The 16302-nt window shown below is 73.5% G+C and carries 15 protein-coding genes; 9 read left to right on the top strand and 6 right to left on the bottom strand.

What is annotated here, in order from left to right:
• Nucleotides 1-34 precede the first annotated feature (34 nt).
• Both ligD (ACQPZO_RS02535) and ligD (ACQPZO_RS02530) read right to left on the bottom strand, forming a co-directional pair.
• Nucleotides 35-949 carry a non-homologous end-joining DNA ligase gene (ligD, locus tag ACQPZO_RS02535; RefSeq protein ID WP_433346641.1) on the bottom strand — a complete coding sequence of 305 codons (915 nt, stop codon included), beginning with the start codon at nt 947-949 and terminating at the stop codon, nt 35-37.
• Nucleotides 939-1880, bottom strand: a complete 942-nt coding sequence (ligD, locus tag ACQPZO_RS02530) for a non-homologous end-joining DNA ligase (RefSeq protein ID WP_433346639.1) — start codon at nt 1878-1880, stop codon at nt 939-941. Before ligD (ACQPZO_RS02530) ends, ligD (ACQPZO_RS02535) begins: the two co-directional genes overlap by 11 nt.
• A gap of 86 nt (nt 1881-1966) precedes the next feature.
• On the opposite strand from ligD (ACQPZO_RS02530), the gene ACQPZO_RS02525 reads away from it, so the two are divergent.
• A complete protein-coding gene (locus ACQPZO_RS02525; RefSeq protein WP_433346637.1) occupies nt 1967-2974 on the top strand; it encodes a Ku protein in 1008 nt (335 codons plus the stop codon).
• A 45-nt stretch (nt 2975-3019) separates the two neighbouring features.
• Here ACQPZO_RS02525 and ACQPZO_RS02520 read toward each other — a convergent pair whose 3' ends face one another.
• The gene (locus ACQPZO_RS02520) at nt 3020-3412 is read right to left on the bottom strand and encodes a PPOX class F420-dependent oxidoreductase (protein ID WP_433346635.1); all 393 of its coding nucleotides are present in this window, start codon (nt 3410-3412) and stop codon (nt 3020-3022) included.
• Nucleotides 3413-3621: 209 nt separating this feature from the next.
• Between ACQPZO_RS02520 and ACQPZO_RS02515 the strand changes: the two genes are divergently transcribed.
• From ACQPZO_RS02515 to ACQPZO_RS02500, 4 genes are all read left to right on the top strand, one after another.
• Entirely contained in the window at nt 3622-4290 is a 669-nt protein-coding gene (locus ACQPZO_RS02515) for an FKBP-type peptidyl-prolyl cis-trans isomerase (protein WP_433346633.1), read from the top strand.
• Nucleotides 4291-4451: 161 nt separating this feature from the next.
• Nucleotides 4452-5276, top strand: a complete 825-nt coding sequence (locus ACQPZO_RS02510) for an SCO6745 family protein (protein ID WP_433350745.1) — start codon at nt 4452-4454, stop codon at nt 5274-5276.
• Between the two features lie 158 nt (nt 5277-5434).
• A complete protein-coding gene (locus tag ACQPZO_RS02505; RefSeq protein WP_433346631.1) occupies nt 5435-6088 on the top strand; it encodes an HAD family hydrolase in 654 nt (217 codons plus the stop codon).
• Nucleotides 6089-6205: 117 nt separating this feature from the next.
• On the top strand, nt 6206-7213 hold the full coding sequence (locus ACQPZO_RS02500) for an NADPH:quinone reductase (protein ID WP_433346630.1): 1008 nt from the start codon (nt 6206-6208) through the stop codon (nt 7211-7213).
• 208 nt (nt 7214-7421) lie between these two features.
• Here ACQPZO_RS02500 and ACQPZO_RS02495 read toward each other — a convergent pair whose 3' ends face one another.
• Nucleotides 7422-9071: a fatty acid--CoA ligase gene (locus ACQPZO_RS02495; protein ID WP_433346628.1), complete on the bottom strand. Its 1650-nt coding sequence runs from the start codon at nt 9069-9071 to the stop codon at nt 7422-7424.
• Nucleotides 9072-9126: 55 nt separating this feature from the next.
• Between ACQPZO_RS02495 and ACQPZO_RS02490 the strand changes: the two genes are divergently transcribed.
• Entirely contained in the window at nt 9127-9618 is a 492-nt protein-coding gene (locus ACQPZO_RS02490; RefSeq protein ID WP_433346626.1) for an NUDIX domain-containing protein, read from the top strand.
• A 105-nt stretch (nt 9619-9723) separates the two neighbouring features.
• Here the strand turns inward: ACQPZO_RS02490 and ACQPZO_RS02485 are convergent, their stop codons facing one another.
• Entirely contained in the window at nt 9724-11400 is a 1677-nt protein-coding gene (locus tag ACQPZO_RS02485) for an MDR family MFS transporter (protein WP_433346624.1), read from the bottom strand.
• A gap of 85 nt (nt 11401-11485) precedes the next feature.
• On the opposite strand from ACQPZO_RS02485, the gene ACQPZO_RS02480 reads away from it, so the two are divergent.
• Nucleotides 11486-12787 (top strand): MFS transporter, encoded by a 1302-nt coding sequence (locus tag ACQPZO_RS02480; RefSeq protein WP_433346622.1) that lies wholly within the window; start codon nt 11486-11488, stop codon nt 12785-12787.
• Between the two features lie 13 nt (nt 12788-12800).
• Here the strand turns inward: ACQPZO_RS02480 and ACQPZO_RS02475 are convergent, their stop codons facing one another.
• Nucleotides 12801-13352, bottom strand: coding sequence for a type 1 glutamine amidotransferase domain-containing protein (locus ACQPZO_RS02475; protein ID WP_433346620.1), 552 nt, complete (start codon nt 13350-13352; stop codon nt 12801-12803).
• 155 nt (nt 13353-13507) lie between these two features.
• Between ACQPZO_RS02475 and rfaE2 the strand changes: the two genes are divergently transcribed.
• Together rfaE2 and ACQPZO_RS02465 are read left to right on the top strand one after the other, a co-directional pair.
• Entirely contained in the window at nt 13508-15403 is a 1896-nt protein-coding gene (rfaE2, locus tag ACQPZO_RS02470) for a D-glycero-beta-D-manno-heptose 1-phosphate adenylyltransferase (protein WP_433346618.1), read from the top strand.
• The gene (locus ACQPZO_RS02465) at nt 15400-16278 is read left to right on the top strand and encodes a glycosyltransferase family 2 protein (protein ID WP_433346616.1); all 879 of its coding nucleotides are present in this window, start codon (nt 15400-15402) and stop codon (nt 16276-16278) included. The genes rfaE2 and ACQPZO_RS02465 overlap by 4 nt, the downstream gene beginning before the upstream one ends.
• Nucleotides 16279-16302: the final 24 nt, after the last annotated feature.

Raw genomic sequence — 16302 nt, 5'->3', positions numbered from 1 at the left:
GTCCTCCGTCGACAACGCGAACTCGACCGGCGCGTCAGCCGGCGGGCAGCTTGGGGCCGCCGTCGAGCAGCGGGGCGAGCAGGTCGCCCTGCTTCTCCACCCGCTTCAGCACCTCGGTCGCCGTGTACGGCTTAGCCGCCGGCCGCTTGCCGGCAGCGCCCGCCGCCACCTCGTCCCAGGTCAGCGGCGTCGACACCGCCGGCACGGACTGGGCCCGCAGCGAGTACGGCGACACCGTCGTCTTGGCGGCGTTGTTCTGGCTCCAGTCGATGAAGACCTTCCCAGGGCGCAGGTTCTTCGCCATCCGCGACACGACCAGCTTCGGGTGTTCCTTCTCCAACTCCTGGGCGATCCGCTTCGCGTAGTCGGACACGAGATCCGAGGACTGGGTGCCCGCGATCGGGCAGCACAACTGCATGCCCTTCTTCCCGGACGTCTTCGGGTACGACTCCACCCCGTCAAGAGCCAGCCGGTCGCGCAGCAGCAGCGCCACCTCGCAGCACTCCCGCAGCCCGGCCGGCGACCCCGGATCCAGGTCGACGACCATCGTGTCCGGGTGTGCGCCGATCCTCCACTGCGGCGTGTGCAGCTCCAGGGCGGCGAGGTTGGCCAGCCAGACGAGGGTCGGCAGGTCGTCGGCCACCACGTAGTCGATGGTCTCCCGGCCCTTGCTCGACCCGGGGACGGGCAGCGTCTCAGTGTGCACCCAGTCGGGGGTGGCGGCCGGGGCGTTCTTCTCGAAGAAGCTCTTGTCGTCGACGCCGTTCGGGTACCGGATCCGGGTGAGCGCCCGGTCGGCCAGGTGGGGCAGGAGCACCGGGGCGATCCGGGTGTAGTAGTCGATCACCTCGCCCTTGGTGAAGCCTGCCGCCGGGTAGAGCACCTTGTCCAGGTTGGACAGCTCCAGCGAGCGCCCCTGCACGTCGACGCGGAACCGGTCACCCGGCATCGTCCACCTCCTGCAGCGGCTTGTCCGGGCGGAGCCGCAGCACGCGGGGGAAGCGCAGCCGGCCGTCCGGGGTGCGCTGACCGTACTTCACCTCGACCACCACCGCGGGCCGTACCCAGATGGCGGCCCGGGCGTCCTCGCGCGGCACGTCCCCGGAAAACGGCGACTCCCCGGTGCGCAGCGGCTCCAGCTCGCGCAGCAGTTCCCGTTCGATGGCCGCGCCGATGCCGCCGCCGACGCGCCCCCGGTAGACGAGCCGGCCGTCGGGGCCGGGCACCCCGATCAGCAGCCCACCGATCTTGCGTGCGCCGGGTCGCCAGCCGCCCACCACGAAGTCGCCGGTCACCTCCAGCTTGACCTTCACCCAGTCCGGGGAGCGGACCCCGGGCCGGTAGGCCGAGCCGGCCCGCTTGGCCATCACCCCTTCGAGGCCGTGCTCGCCGGCCGCCTCGTAGGTGGCCGGGCCGTCGGTGAAGGTGGGCGGCACCGCCCACCGGGCGGCGCCGAGGCCGAGCCCGTCCAGCAGTTCCCGCCGCTGCCGCCACGGCCGGCCGGTCAGGTCCGCGCCGCGCAGCCGGAGCAGGTCGAAGATCATGTACGTCACCGGCACGGTCGCCGCGAGCCGGGCCGCCTTCGCCGCGTCCCGCACGTGCATCCGCTCGGCCAGGGCGGTGAACGAGGGCTGGCCGGCCTGGTTGAGCAGCACCACCTCGCCGTCGAGCAGCGCGTCGTCGACCTGCTCGCCGAGGGTGATCAGCTCCGGGTACGCGGTGGTGATCTCCGCGCCGGAGCGGGCGTACAGGTGTTGTCGGCCGGTGGTGATGTCGGCCAGCGCGCGTACGCCGTCCCACTTGAACTCGTACGCCCAGTCGGCGCCGGCGGGCAGTGGGCCGGTCATCGCGAGCATCGGCTTCAACGGCGCGCCGGGCATTTCTCGACTGTAGTAGGGCAATCGAAGTGCTCGCGCCCGCTTCGATCCTTTGGGATCCTGAGCTGAACCGGGGAGAGGAGTGGGGTATGCGGGCGATCTGGAAGGGGGCGGTCTCGTTCGGGCTGGTCTCGATCGCGGTGAAGCTCTATTCGGCCACCGAGGAGAAAGATATCCGCTTCCACCAGGTGCACCGGGAGGACGGCGGGCGCATCCGCTACAAACGCACCTGCTCCGTCTGCGGTGAGGAGGTCACCTACGACGACATCGCCAAGGGGTATGACATCGGCGGTGGCGAGATGGTGATCCTGACCGACTCCGACTTCGCCGACCTGCCGCTGACCACCTCGCGCGCCATCGACGTGCTGGAGTTCGTTCCGGCGGAGCAGGTCGACCCGATCCTCTACAACAAGGCGTACTTCCTGGAGCCGGAGGGCGCGGCCACGAAGCCGTACGTGCTGTTGCGCGACGCGCTCGCCGACTCGGAGCGGGTGGCGATCGTGAAGGTGGCGCTGCGCCAGCGGGAGCAGCTCGCCACCCTGCGGGTCCGGGAGGGGGTGCTGCTGCTCAACACGATGCTCTGGCCGGACGAGGTGCGCACCCCGGATTTCGGTTTCCTGGGTGAGGACCTGAAGGTGCGGCCCCCGGAGCTGGCGATGGCCAGCTCGCTGATCGACTCGATGGCCGGCGAGTTCGAGCCGGACGTCTTCACCGACGACTACCGGGCGGCGTTGCAGGAGGTCATCGACGCGAAGGTGCAGGGCCGGGAGGTCGTCCAGCCGGAGGAGGTCGAGGAGGCCCCGGCCGCGGCGGTGGACCTGATGGCCGCGCTGAAGGCGTCGGTGGAGCGGGCCCGGGCGGCGCGCGGCGAGCAGCCGGCGGCCGGTGCCGGGGAGCCGACCCCGATCACCTCGGCCCGGTCGGCGCAGAAGGCGGCCAAGGCCCCGGCGAAGAAGACCGCCGAGAAGAAGACGGCCGAGAAGAAGGCCGGGGGTACGAAGAAGGCGGCCACGAAGAAGGCTGCGGAGCCCGACGCCGCGAAGAAGGCCCCGGCCAGGAAGGCCGCCCCGAAGAAGGCTCCCCGCAAGACCGCCTAGTGGTGCGGCGGGGCCCCGTCGACCGTTGAGCCCCCGCCGCGCGCGTCAGCCGCGGCCGAGCTTCTGGGTGGGGGTGACCCGGACGATCACCCGCTTCTCGCCGGGCTGCCGAAACGGGTAGGTGTCCTGCCCGAGGTACTTCTGCGCCATCCGGTCGATGTGCTCGTCGGCGCCCTCCTCGACCAGTTCGGTGGTGCCCTTCACCCACAGGGTGCGGAAGTCGTCGGCCTTGTCGACGACGGAGACCGCGACCATCGGGTTGCGCTCAATGTTGTTGTACTTCTGCCGCCCCTTGGCTGTGTTGAACACGATGTGCTGGCCGTCGGTGTCCACCCACACGGGCGTCACGTGCGGGGTGCCGTCCGGCTCGATGGTGGCCACGTGGGCGAGCTGCGGTTCGGCCAGCAGGGCCAGGTCTGCTTCGGTGAGGATCGCCATGGTCGTGAAACTACCCCCGTCGGGAGCCCCACATCGGGCAACCCTGGCCAAAGGGCAGCGACCGGACGGCCGGGCGCGGCGGGCGTAAACGGGACGGCAGGGCGGGACGGGCACCGGCCGAGGCAGCACCGAGGGGAGCAGGGCGGGTACCGTGTGCGCTGGCCTCGGCAGCGGCCGCCGGGCCCCCACCTCTTGATCAGGGAGTCGACGTGAGCGAGCGTGTGCAGAACCGGTCGGCGGGCCAGGGCCCGGGCGGCAAGGCGGAGCGGCGACTGGGCCTCCAGTTGGCGGCGAAGAAGGCCGCCGAGGCGAAGCGCCGCCGGCAGTCCATCCTCGGTGCGCTCTCCGGCCTCGCCGTCGTGGCGGTCCTGGTCGGGGTCTTCGTCGTCGTGAACCAGGGCGACGACGACGCGGCGGACGATTTCGCGTCCGCCCCGTCGGCCGGGGCCAGCGCCCCGTCGGCCGGGCCCACCGCGCCGCCCGCCCCGCAGCTCCCCGAGGGGATGGACCCGGCGCTGGCCACCAAGCCGAAGGTCGAGGCGGGCAAGGGCGAGCTGAAGAAGCTCGTCTTGACCACGTTGATCAAGGGCAAGGGCCCGGCGGTCAAGTCCGGCCAGCAGATCACCACCAACTACGTGGGCGTGTTCTACAAGGACGGCAAGGAGTTCGACGCGTCCTGGAAGACCGGCCAGCCGGCCACCTTCGCGATCGGCGTCGGTCAGGTCATCAAGGGCTGGGACCAGGGCCTGGTCGGGGTGAACGTGGGCAGCCGGGTGCAGCTCGACCTCCCCGCCGAGCTGGCGTACGGCAACGACGCCTCGGGTGGCCGGCCGGCCGGCCCGCTGCGGTTCGTCGTCGACGTGCTCGCCGCGCAGTAGCCCGCACGGTCATGCGGTAGTTCACAGCGGTCTTCCTTCCGGTCGCCCACGACCAGTAGGTTCGGGGTCACCGTGGGCGGTTCCGGCCGCGCCACGGTGTTTCCCGATCCGACGCGGAGGTGCACGTGGCGGCGCTGGACGACCCGGGGCTCGCCCGGCTGATGTGGACGCACTTCGAGCCGGTGCACGCGGTCACCTACTTCCATCCGCGCGCCCGTGCCGCCTACGAGGCGGTCGGGCTGCGCGGCTACTGGCGGGGCTACTTCGCCGGCCGGTCCGCCCCGTTGGGCGCCACCGAGGCGGCCCCGATCGTCGCGGCGTTCTTCAGCTTCGCCCCGCACATGGTGACCCGGGCGCTGCCGGCGGTGTGGCGGCTGGTCACCCCGGAGGAGGCGCTGCGGGCCCGGCTCACCGGTGCGGTGCAGGCGCTGGCCGAGCTGACGTACGAGCTGCCGGAGGGGCACCTCGCCGAGACCGCCGGGCTGCTGGAGACGGCCGCCCGCGCAGCGCAGCCCGCCGGCCGGGTGCTGGGGGCCGCGAACGCCGCCCTGCCGGCCGCCGAGTACCCGCTGGCCCGGCTCTGGCAGGCGGCCACCACCCTGCGCGAACACCGGGGCGACGGGCACGTCGCCGCGCTGGTCGCGGCGGGCCTGGACCCGGTGGAGACGCTGGCCTGGAAGGTGGCGGACGGCATGGCACCGGTGAACCTGCTGGGCCGGGGCTGGTCCGAGGAGCAGTGGCGGGCTGCGGCCGGCCGGCTCGTCGAGCGGAACTGGTTGACGCCCGACGGCGAGCCGACCGGGCACGGCCGGGCCGCGTTCCAGGCCGTCGAGGACGCCACCGACCTGGCGGCCACCCACCCGTGGCAAGCGCTCGGCACGGCCGGCGCGGACCGGCTGCGGGAGCTGCTCGACCCGATCGCCCGCGCCGGTCACACGGTGATCCCGCCCGGCAGCCCGATCGGCCTGCCCCCGCTGCCGGCCTGAGCCCGGCGCGCCACCCCGGCTCGGGCCCGCCACCGCCGGGTCTGCCAAGTCTCCGGCCGCCTGCCAGGTCTCCGGCCGCCTGCCGTGGCGGGGCCGCGCCGGCTCGGGCCGGGAACCTGTCCGTCGCGGGGCCGCCCCGGCTCGGGCAGGATGGGGGCGTGGCTGATGCGGTGGTTTTCGACCTGGACGGCGTGATCGTGGACTCCGAGCCGGTCTGGGAGGAGGTCCGCCGGGCCTACGTGGCGACGCACGGCGGCAGTTGGCAGCCGGACACCCAGCGCCGGCTGATGGGGATGAGCACCGGCGAGTGGGCCCGGTACCTCAGCGGCGAGCTGGGCGTCGACCGGACGGCCGAGCAGGTCGCCGCCGAGGTGGTCGACGAGATGACCCGGCGGTACGCGGAGCGCGTACCGGTGATCGACGGGGCGGGCCAGGTGGTGCGCCGGTTGGCGGCGCGGTGGCCGTTGGGGCTGGCCAGTTCCTCGCCGACCCGGCTGATCGCGGCGGCGCTGGACGCGACGGGCCTGACCGACGCGTTCGGGGCGACGCTCTCGACCGAGGAGACCGCGCACGGCAAGCCCGCCCCCGACGTGTACCTGGCCGTCGCCGGGCGGCTCGGCGTCGACCCGGCCCGCTGCGTCGCGGTGGAGGACTCCTCCAACGGGGTGCGGTCGGCCGCCGCCGCCGGGATGCGGGTGGTGGCGGTGCCGCACGGGGCGTACCCGTTGGATCCGGACGCCGAGCGGCTCGCGGCCGTGGTGTTGCCGACGGTGGGCGACCTGACCCCGGAGGTCGTCGCCGCCCTCGACTGAGCGATCCCGGTCGGTGGGGACGTTCCGGCAGCCGGGGCGGTCCCGCCGGGCCGGACCGGAATGATCAGGGCCCACCGGGGTACGGCGGAACGCACGTCCGACCTGAAGGGGGCGACGATGAGGGCGATCGTGTACGAGACCGGCGGTGACGCCTCGGTGCTACGCCTGGTCGACCGGCCGGTGCCCGAGCCGGGGGCCGGTGAGGTTCTGGTCCGGGTGGCCGTCTCCGGGGTCAACCCGACCGACTGGAAGTCCCGCCGGCAGGGGCCGCCGGCGGGCTGGCAGATTCCGGGGCAGGACGGTGCCGGGGTGGTGGAGGCGGTCGGCGCGGGCGTCGACCGGAACCTGATCGGCGAGCGGGTGTGGGTCTGGGAGGCCGCCTGGCAGCGGCCCTGGGGCACCGCTGCGGAGTACACGGTGGTGCCGGTCCGGCAGGCGGTCCCGCTCGGCGGCGCCTCCTTCGACGTCGGGGCGTGCCTGGGCATCCCGTTCCTCACCGCGCACCGCTGCCTGACGGCCGGGGAGTTCGTGCCCGACGGGCTGCACGCCGGCGCGCTGGCCGACCACACGGTGCTGGTGCAGGGCGGGGCGGGCGCGGTCGGCAACGCCGCGATCCAGCTCGCCCGGTGGGCCGACGCGACGGTGATCACCACCGTGAGCAGCGCGGAGAAGGCGAACCTCGCGGCGGCGGCCGGCGCCTCCTTCGTGATCAACTACCGCGAGCAGGACGTCGTCGAGGAGGTCCGCAAGATCGCCCCCGGCGGGGTGCACACGATCGTCGAGGTCTCGGCGGCGCGGAACGCGGCGGCCGACGTGCAGGTGCTGCGCCGGGGCGGGGCGGTCTGCGTCTACGCCGACGACGGCGGGGACGAGGTGACCCTGCCGATCCGGCCGCTGATGGTGCCGAACGCCCGCTGGCAGTTCGTGCTGGTCTACACGGCCCCGACGGCGGCGAAGGCGCAGGCGGTCAACGACGTGGCGGCTGCGGTGGCGCAGGGCGGCGTACGGGTGGGCGCGGAGGCCGGCCTGCCGCTGCACCACCACCCGCTGGCCGACACGGCGGCGGCGCATCGGGCGGTGGAGCGTTCGGTGGTCGGCAAGGTGCTGGTCAGCACAGCTGACTGAGCGGCGTTCACCGGCTGTTTTCCCCGACGCCGGGACAGAGCCGAACAAGTTTCGCGACAATGGCAGTGCGGGGCCGCGCCGTGGAGAAACGGGACGGCCCGCATGAGACGGGCGGCCCCGGCGCGGTGCGAACGCCGGGGCCGCCCCCTGGGGAGGGATGTTTAGGAGTACGTCCCTGCCCCTTCAGGCGAAGATGCGCCTGAAAGCGTTACGGCGTTGTCAGCTCCCGGACACTCAGCCCGCCGTCGGCGTACCGGGAGCGCACCACCTTCTTGTCGAACTTTCCGACGCTGGTCTTCGGGACCTCGTCGATGAAGGACCACCGCTCCGGGAGCTGCCAGCGCGCCACCGACCTCGCGAGGAAGTCGCGCAGCTCCTCGGCGCTCACCTCGGTGCCCTCGCGGACCACCACGGTGGCCAGCGGGCGCTCGTCCCAGCGCTCGTCGGGCACGCCCACCACGCAGGCCTCCAACACGGCCGGGTGGGCCATCAGGGCGTTCTCCAGCTCCACCGAGGAGATCCACTCACCGCCGGACTTGATCACGTCCTTGGCCCGGTCGGTGAGCGTGATGAAACCGTCGGGCGAGAGCGTGCCGACGTCGCCGGTGCGCAGCCAGCCGTCGCGGAACTTCTCCTCGTCCGGGGCGTCGTCCCCGACGTACCGGGAGGTCACCCACGGCCCGCGGACCTCCAGCTCACCGACGGAGGTCCCGTCGGCGGGCAGCGGCTCGCCCAGCGGGCCGACGATCCGCGCGGCGACCCCGGCCGGCACCCGGCCCTGGGTGTACCGGTAGCGCCAGGCGTCCTCGCCGGTCGCGCCGGCCGGCGGCCGGGCCACCGAGCCGAGCGGCGACATCTCGGTCATCCCCCAGGCGTGGACCACGTCGATGTGGTGCCGGTCGGCGAACGCGTGCATCAGCGCGGGCGGGCACGCCGACCCGCCGACGATCACCTCCCGCAACGAGGAGATGTCCACGTCGTGGGTGTCCAGGTAGGCCAGCAGGTCGTTCCAGATGGTCGGCACCGCGCCGGCCAGGGTGGGCCGCTCGGCGGCGATCATCTCGGCGATCGGGGCGGCCTGGAGGAACCGGTCCGGCATGATCAGCGACGCGCCGGAGAGGAACGCCGCGTACGGCAGCCCCCAGGACATCGCGTGGAACATCGGCACGATGGTCAGCTCGCGGTGCGTCGGCCCGAGGCCGAACCCCTCCGGCAGGCAGACCTGGAGCGAGTGCAGGTAGATCGAGCGGTGCGAGTAGGCGACCCCCTTGGGGTTGCCGGTGGTGCCGGAGGTGTAGCAGAGGGCGGCGGCGTCGCGCTCGTCCACCTCCGGCCAGTCGTAGACCTCCGGCCTCCCGGCCAGCAGGGCGTCCCAGTGGTGTACGGCGATCCGGTCGCCCGCCGCCGCCACCAGCGGGGCGGGATCGCCGCCGCCGACCACCACCACGTGCCGCACGGTGGCCAGCTCGCCGATGACCCGGGCCAGCAGCGGGATCAGCGTCGAGTCGACCAGCACCACCCGGTCCTGCGCGTGGTTGGCGATGTAGGTGACCTGGTCGGGGAAGAGCCGGATGTTGAGCGTGTGCAGCACCGCGCCCATGCTCGGCACGGCGAAGTACGCCACCAGGTGCTCGGCGTTGTTCCACATGAACGTGGCGACCCGCTCGTCGCCGGTCACCCCGCACTCGTCGCGCAGCGCGTGGGCCAGCCGGGCTGCCGTCCGCCCCACCTCGGCGTACGACATGCGGCGGGGCTCACCGCCGGTCCAGGTGACCACCTCGGCCGCGCCGTGCACCGTCGCGCCGTGGTCGAGGATCCGGGCAACCTGAAGGGGAGCGTCCATCATCGTGCTACGCATGAGTAAGAAGCTAGTGTCGGCGGTCACACGTTGGGAACCCCCGTAGGTTGTCCAGATGAGCATCTCCTGGGCCGACTCGTACGTGGGGCAGCTCCGCGCCCTGGCCGGTGACCGCACCCTGATGTTTGTCGGCGCCCGCGCGGTGGTCCGCGACAACGCCGGGCGGGTGCTGCTGATCAGGCGTTCCGACAACGGCCAGTGGGCGATGCCGGCCGGCGCGATGGAGCTGGGCGAGTCCATCGCCGACTGCGCGGTCCGCGAGGTGCGCGAGGAGACCGGGCTGCGCGCCCTACGGGTCAGCGCGTTCACCCTCTACACCGGCCCAAATCACATCAACACCAACATGTACGGCCACACCTACCAGATCTTCACGGTCGCGTTCCGGGTCGAGGACTGGGACGGCGACCTGACCCGGGTGACCGACGAGACGACCGACGCGGGATTCTTCCCGCGCGAGCGGCTCCCCACCCCACTCTCCGCGTCGGTCACCGAGACCCTCGCCGACCTGGACGTCTTCGAGCAGACCAACCGGCTGATCCTCAAGTAGCCCGGAGTCACCCGGCTGATCCTCCGGGCTCACCCGAAGTCACCGGCTGCTCCTCGCGTGAGCCCGGCGCCGGCCGACGCCTGACCCCCGGCGGCCCCGCCCGGGTCAGAGCATGGTCTGGCTCTTGGCCTCCATGTCGGTGGCGGCCTCGTCCTTCGACTCCTTCGCCAACGGCCGGCCGCCCGGGGCGGGCGCCCTGCCGCCGAGCGGGTCGGCCCCGCCGGTGGCGCCCTGCGGGCCGGCGCCGCGAAGCTGCTCGTTCGGCATCAGCAGGGTCAACAGCACCGCCAGCACGGCGATCAGCCCGGTGGTGAGGAAGACCAGGTGCAGCGACTCGACGAACGCGCCCTGGACGGCGTCGCGGACCGGGCCGGGCAGGGCCAGGATCGTCGCCGGGTCGTTGATCGAGATACTCGTCCCGCCCTGGGCCGCCACCGCGGCCCGCTGGTCCGGCGGAAGCTGGGCGATCGCGCCCGGCAGCCGGTCGGCGAGCTGGCCGGTGAGCCGCGAGGACAGCACCGTCCCGAGGATCGCCACCCCGAACGAGCCGCCCAGCGACCGGAAGAACGTCACCGACGACGTGCCCGCCCCCAGGTCCCGGACGTCCACCGCGTTCTGCACGGCGAGGATCAGCGACTGCATGCACAGGCCCAGCCCGACGCCGATCACCACCATGTAGCCGAAGGCCAGCCAGAGCGACGTGGTGACCTGGAGCCGGGTGAACAGCAGCATGCCGGCGAGCAGCGCCGCCGAGCCGGCCACCGGGAACCACTTGTACCGACCGATCCGGCTCATCGCCCGGCCGGTCACGATCGAGGTGACGATGATGCCGGCCATCATCGGCAGCATCAGCAGACCGCTGCGGGTCGGCGACGCGCCCCTGACGATCTGGAGGTACAGCGGGATGAAGATGATCGACCCGAACATCACCAGGCCGATGACGAAGCCGGCACCGTTGGCCAGCGCGAACGTCCGGCTGCGGAACAGTCGCAGCGGCAGGATCGGCTCACCCACCCTGGCCTCCTGGACCAGGAAGAGCACGGACAGCACCGCCCCGGCCACGAACAGCCCGATGATCAGGCCGGAGCCCCAGGCGTACGAGGTGCCGCCCCAGCTCAGCGCGAGCAGCACGCAGCTCACCCCGGCGACCAGCAGCCCCGCGCCGAGCCAGTCGATCGTGTGCTCCCGCCGCTCGAACGGGATCAGCCGCAGGACGTGGTAGCAGACCACGATGGCCAGGATCGCCAGCGGCACGTTGATGTAGAAGATCCATCGCCAGTTCGTCTCGGCGAAGTAGCCGCCGACCAGCGGCCCGGCCACCGAGGAGATGCCGAACACCGCCCCGAACAGGCCCTGGTAGCGGCCCCGCTCCCGGGGCGACACCACGTCCGAGATGATGGTGAACGCCAGCGTCATCAGGCCGCCCGCGCCGAGGCCCTGCACCCCACGGGTCACGATGAGCTGGGTCATGTCCCGCGACAGCCCGGCGAGCAGCGAGCCGAGCAGGAACGTGCCGATCGAGAAGAGGAAGACCGGGCGGCGCCCGTACAGGTCGGCCATCTTGCCGTACAGCGGGGTGGAGGCCGTGGACGCGAGCAGGTACGCGGTGACCACCCAGGAGTAGTGCTCGATCCCGCCCAGCTCGCCGACGATGGTGGGCAGCGCCGTGCCGACGATCGTCTGGTCCAGCGCGGCGAGCAGCATGCCGGTCATCAGGCCGAACATGAGCAGGCGGAGCTGGCGGGCGGTCAGCGTCGGGCGGGTGTGGGCTTCGCTGGTCACCCCGCCTTCTTTCCCGTCCGGCGGGGAACATGCCCGGCGCCGGAAATCCGTCGACACCAGCGCCCGGGTGAGTCAGCATCCGAGCGTGAAACCCCGCCGCCTCGCGCTCGACGTCACCCCGCTGCGCACCTCGCGGGACTTCCGGCTGGTCTTCTCGGGTGCGGGGGTGTCCGCCTTCGGGTCCTTCATCACCTACGTCACCATCCCGTACCAGGTGTTCGAGCTGACGGGGGATCCGCTGCTCGTCGGCCTGCTCGGCGTCTGTGAGCTCGTACCCCTGCTGGTGATGGCCTTCGTCGGCGGCGCGCTCGCCGACTTCCTGGACCGGCGGCTGCTGGTGCTCGGCGGCGAGGTCGGGTTCACGCTGCTCTGCGCCGTCCTGCTGGTCAACTCGCTCGGTCAGGCCCCGCAGCTCTGGCTGCTCTACCTGGTGGCCGGGCTGACGGCGGCACTGGACGGGCTGCAACGCCCGGCCCTGGAGGGGCTGACCCCGCGTATCGTCACCCCGGACGAGATCCCGGCGGCGAGCGCGCTGAACTCGCTGCGGATGCAGGTGGCGCAGCTCGGCGGCCCGGCGGTGGCCGGCATTCTGATCGCCTCGATCGACCTGGCCTGGGTGTACGCGATCGACCTGGCCACCTTCGCGTTCTCGCTGGCCTGCCTGGCCCTGGTACGCGCGGTGCCGCCGCCCCCGGCCGCCGACCGGCCGTCGCTGCGCTCCGTGGTGACCGGCCTGCGGTACGCCCGCAGCCGCCCCGAACTGCTCGGCACCTACCTCGTCGACATCAACGCGATGTTCTTCGGCATGCCGCAGGCGCTCTACCCGTTCATGGCGGCGAAGCTCGGCGGGCCGGCCGTGCTCGGGCTGCTCTACGCCGCGCCGGCGGTCGGCTCGCTGGTCGCCACGGTCGGCTCCGGCTGGACCGCCCGGGTGCACCGGCACGGGCTGATGGTGGTGCTCGCGGCCGGCGCGTGGGGGTTGGCGATCGTCGGCTTCGGGCTGGTCGGCTCGCTCTGGGCCGCCCTGTTCTTCCTGGCCCTGGCCGGCGCGGCGGACATGGTCTCCGGCCTGTTCCGCATGATCATCTGGAACCAGACCATCCCGGACCACCTGCGCGGACGGCTCGCCGGCATCGAGATGCTCTCGTACTCGACCGGCCCGCTGCTCGGCCAGCTCCGCTCCGGCCTGGTCGCCCGCACCCCGCTGGGGATGGGCGGCTCGATCGTCTCCGGCGGGGTCCTCTGCGTCCTCGGCACGATCGCCCTGGCCGCCGCCCTGCCGCGGCTCGTCCGCTACGACGGCCGCGCCGGCCTGGCCCGCAAGCAGTCCGAGGACGCCGCCTGGGCCGCCGCCGCCCCGGAACGCGCGGCGGCGCCCCGGGGCTGACCCGTGAGCGGGGTCAGTGGCGGCCCTCGGCGAACTCTTCGACGATCTTGGCGCAGAACGCCGGGAGGTCATCCGGCTTACGGCTGCTGACCAGGCCGTTGTCCGTGACCACCTGCTCGTCGACCCAGTTCGCGCCGGCATTGGTCAGGTCGGTGCGCAGGCTCGGCCAGGAGGTGATCCGGCGGCCCCGGACCACGTCCGCCTCGACCAGCGTCCACGGGCCGTGGCAGATCACCCCGACCGGCTTGCCGGCCTCGAAGAACGCCTTCACGAACCGAACCGCGTCCGGGTCGGCGCGCAGGAAGTCCGGGTTCGCCACCCCGCCCGGCAGCACCAGGGCGTCGTAGCCGCCGGCGTCCGCGTCCGCCGCGGTCACGTCCACGTCGTACGTCCTGCCGTGGTCGAGGTGGTTGAAGGACTGGATCCGGCCGGGCTTCAGCGAGACCAGCTCGGCCGTGGCCCCGGCCTTCTCGACCGCCTCGCGCGGCTGCGTGTACTCGACCTCCTCGACGCCGTCGGCGGCCAGGAAGGCGATCCGCTTGCCCTGCAGTGTCGTCGCTGCCATCTCGTGCATCTCCTCTCCGGGGGGTACCTCTGGACGTTCCCGGGCCCGGATGCCCGAAACCCGACCCCGAGGTGACCCGCTCCACGCCCCGGCCGGCCGGGGCGGACGGGGTCGGCCCAGGTTTGACCCGGCACCCCATGGGGACCCCGACGGGCATGGCAGGAGCAGCAGCGGAAGAGCGCCGGCTCGCCACCGTCGTGGAGAGCTGGCTGGGCCGCCCCGTGCTGGTGATCGGCGACGCCATGCTCGACGAGTGGCGGTTCGCGGACTCCGACCGGCTCTGCCGGGAGGCGCCCGCCCCGGTCCTCAGCCTGCGCCGGCGCATCTCGGCAGCCGGCGGCGCGGCGAACACCGCCGTCAACGTGGCCGCCCTCGGCGGGCGGGCGGTGCTGGTCGCCCCGGTCGGCGCGGACGCCGCCGGGGACGAGCTGCACGACTGTCTGGACCGGGCCGGCGTCTGGGACCGGACCGTCAACCAGCCCGGCCGGCCGACCCCGGTGAAGCGGCGGATGCTCGCCGGCAACCAGATCCTGCTGCGCGAGGACTCCGGAGACCCGGACGACGTGCTCGAACAGGACGACGTGGCCCGGCTGCTCACGGCGCTGGAATGCGCCACCGAGGAGCTGCGGGCCGCCGCCGGCGGCGAGGTGCCCACCCTGGTGGTCTGCGACTACGGGCTGGGCTCGCTGCCCGCGCCCGTGCGCGCCTGGCTGGTCGCCGCCCGGGACCGGTACGCCACGGTGGCGCTCGACGCGCACGACCTCGCCGACTGGCGGGGCCTCGCGCCCACCGTGGTCACCCCGAGCTTCGCCGAGGCCACCCGGCTGCTCGCCCGGGCCGCCGCCCGGTCCGACACCCATCTGCACCTGGACCACCACTGCGGTGCCGACCCGGCGGACGGGCCGTCGGAGCTGAGCGTGGGCTCGGCCCCGGGCCACCCCACCCCGGCCGAAAACCCCGCCGCCAACGACTCCGCCGGCGACCCCGCTGGCGACCCCACTGGCGGCTCCGCCGACGGGGTGCGGGCGGCGTCCCGGCTGCCGTTTGGCCAGCCGACGGGTCCGACCGGCGAGCCGACGCCCGGCGAGGACCGGGTGGCGATGACCGGCGACGGGCTCAGCGTCACCGGCACGGGCCTGACCGTGAACGCCGAGGCCGGCGACGGGGTGGACCGAGCGGTGCTGGCCGAGTCCCGCCTCGCGGAGTTGCGCGCGCACACCGGCGCGGACGTGGTCGCGGTCACCCTGGACACCGAGGGCGCCGTGGTCGGCGGCGCGGACGGCGCGCCCCGGCGCAGCCACAGCACCCCGGTCCCGGCCAGCCACGCGGTCGGCGCGGGGGACGTGTACCTGGCCGCGATGACGCTGGCCCTCGCCGCCGACGCGCCGCTGCCGACCGCCGCGCAGCTCGCCCAGCTCGCCGCCACCATCACCGTGTCGGACACCGGCACCTGCGTGTGCCGGCGCGAGGACCTGCTCGACGCGCTCGACGTCCCGGCCGGCGGCCCCGGGCACCCGGTGCTGGTCGCCCCGGACGAGTTGGCGGACATCGTGGCCGCGCACCGGGACGCGGGTCGGTCGGTGGTCTTCACCAACGGCTGCTTCGACGTGCTGCACCCCGGGCACGTGCGTTATCTGCAGCAGGCCCGGGCCCTCGGCGACCTGCTGCTGGTCGCGGTCAACTCCGACGGCAGCGTGCGCCGGCTGAAGGGGCCGGACCGGCCGGTCAACCCGGTGGAGGACCGGGTGACGCTGCTCGCCGCGCTGTCCTGCGTGGACCACGTGGTGGTCTTCGAGGAGGACTCCCCGACGGCCCTGATCGAGACCGTCCGCCCCGACGTCTACGTCAAGGGCGGCGACTACCCGCCGGAGATGGTGCCGGAGGCGCCCCTGGTACGCCGGCTCGGCGGCCAGGTCCGCACCCTCGGGTACGTGCCGGACCGCTCCACCTCGGCGATCATCGAGCGCATCCGGGCCCAGGCGACGGGCGCGCCGGCCACCGGGCACCGGTCCGACGGCCCGGGGCAGACGTTGACCGGCAGGCCGGCGTGAACCGTCCGCTCGACGCCGGCGACGCCGGGGCGTTCCGCCGGGAGCGGCAGCTCGACGTGCTGATCCCGACCCGCAACCGCCCGGCCGAGCTGGCGGTCACCCTCTCCGGGCTGGCCACCCAGGAGGGCGTGCCCGAGTTCGGGGTGGTGGTCAGCGACCAGTCCGACGGCGACCCCGCGTACGCCCACCCGGCGGCGGCCACCATGGTGCGGGCGCTGCGCCACCGGGACCACCCGGTGCTGCTGACCCGGCGGCTGCCCCGGCGCGGGCTGGCCGAACACCGGGCGTACCTGCTGGACCGGTCGGCGGCCCGGTACGTGCTCTGCCTCGACGACGACGTCTGGCTGGAGCCGGGAACCCTGCACCGGCTGGTCACCGCGATCGGCGAGCTGGGCTGCGGCTTCGTCGGCAACGCCGTGCACGGGCTGTCGTACGTCGACGACGTGCGCCCGGAGACCCACGGGCACTACGAGGAGTGGGTGGGCCGGCCGGTGCCGGAGCGGGTCCGCCCGGGCACGCCACAGTGGCAGCGGGCCTCGATCCATCCGGCGGCGAACCTGCTGCACGTCACGCAGCGGCTGAACCTGCCGCCGGGGGCCTGGCGGGCGTACAAGGTCTCCTGGATCGGCGGGTGCGTGCTCTACGACCGGGCGGCGCTGGTCGGCTCGGGCGGCTTCGAGTTCTGGCGGCGGATGCCGGAGAAGCACCAGGGCGAGGACGTGGCCGCCCAACTCGCCGTGCTGGAGCGGCACGGTGGCGCGGGCGTCCTGCCCAGCGGGGCGTACCACCTGGAGTCGCCGACCACCGTCACCGAGCGGGACGTGGAGGCGTGGGAGGTCGTCCTCGCCGACTCGGACACCCCGCAGCCCGCCTGACGGGCGGCGGGCGGGCCCTCACGG

The sequence above is a fragment of the Micromonospora sp. CA-111912 genome, assembly GCF_050948415.1.
Taxonomy (GTDB): domain Bacteria; phylum Actinomycetota; class Actinomycetes; order Mycobacteriales; family Micromonosporaceae; genus Micromonospora.
This window is presented reverse-complemented; position numbering and strand designations above follow the sequence as displayed.

Bases quoted from the DNA above. Each gene is read 5' to 3' on its own strand.
- ligD (WP_433346641.1), bottom strand. From the start codon at position 949: ATGCCGGGTGACCGGTTCCGCGTCGACGTGCAGGGGCGCTCGCTGGAG.
- ligD (WP_433346639.1), bottom strand. From the start codon at position 1,880: ATGCCCGGCGCGCCGTTGAAGCCGATGCTCGCGATGACCGGCCCACTG.
- ACQPZO_RS02525 (WP_433346637.1), top strand. From the start codon at position 1,967: ATGCGGGCGATCTGGAAGGGGGCGGTCTCGTTCGGGCTGGTCTCGATC.
- ACQPZO_RS02520 (WP_433346635.1), bottom strand. From the start codon at position 3,412: ATGGCGATCCTCACCGAAGCAGACCTGGCCCTGCTGGCCGAACCGCAG.
- ACQPZO_RS02510 (WP_433350745.1), top strand. From the start codon at position 4,452: ATGTGGACGCACTTCGAGCCGGTGCACGCGGTCACCTACTTCCATCCG.
- ACQPZO_RS02500 (WP_433346630.1), top strand. From the start codon at position 6,206: ATGAGGGCGATCGTGTACGAGACCGGCGGTGACGCCTCGGTGCTACGC.
- ACQPZO_RS02495 (WP_433346628.1), bottom strand. From the start codon at position 9,071: ATGCGTAGCACGATGATGGACGCTCCCCTTCAGGTTGCCCGGATCCTC.
- ACQPZO_RS02490 (WP_433346626.1), top strand. From the start codon at position 9,127: ATGAGCATCTCCTGGGCCGACTCGTACGTGGGGCAGCTCCGCGCCCTG.
- ACQPZO_RS02475 (WP_433346620.1), bottom strand. From the start codon at position 13,352: ATGGCAGCGACGACACTGCAGGGCAAGCGGATCGCCTTCCTGGCCGCC.
- rfaE2 (WP_433346618.1), top strand. From the start codon at position 13,508: ATGGCAGGAGCAGCAGCGGAAGAGCGCCGGCTCGCCACCGTCGTGGAG.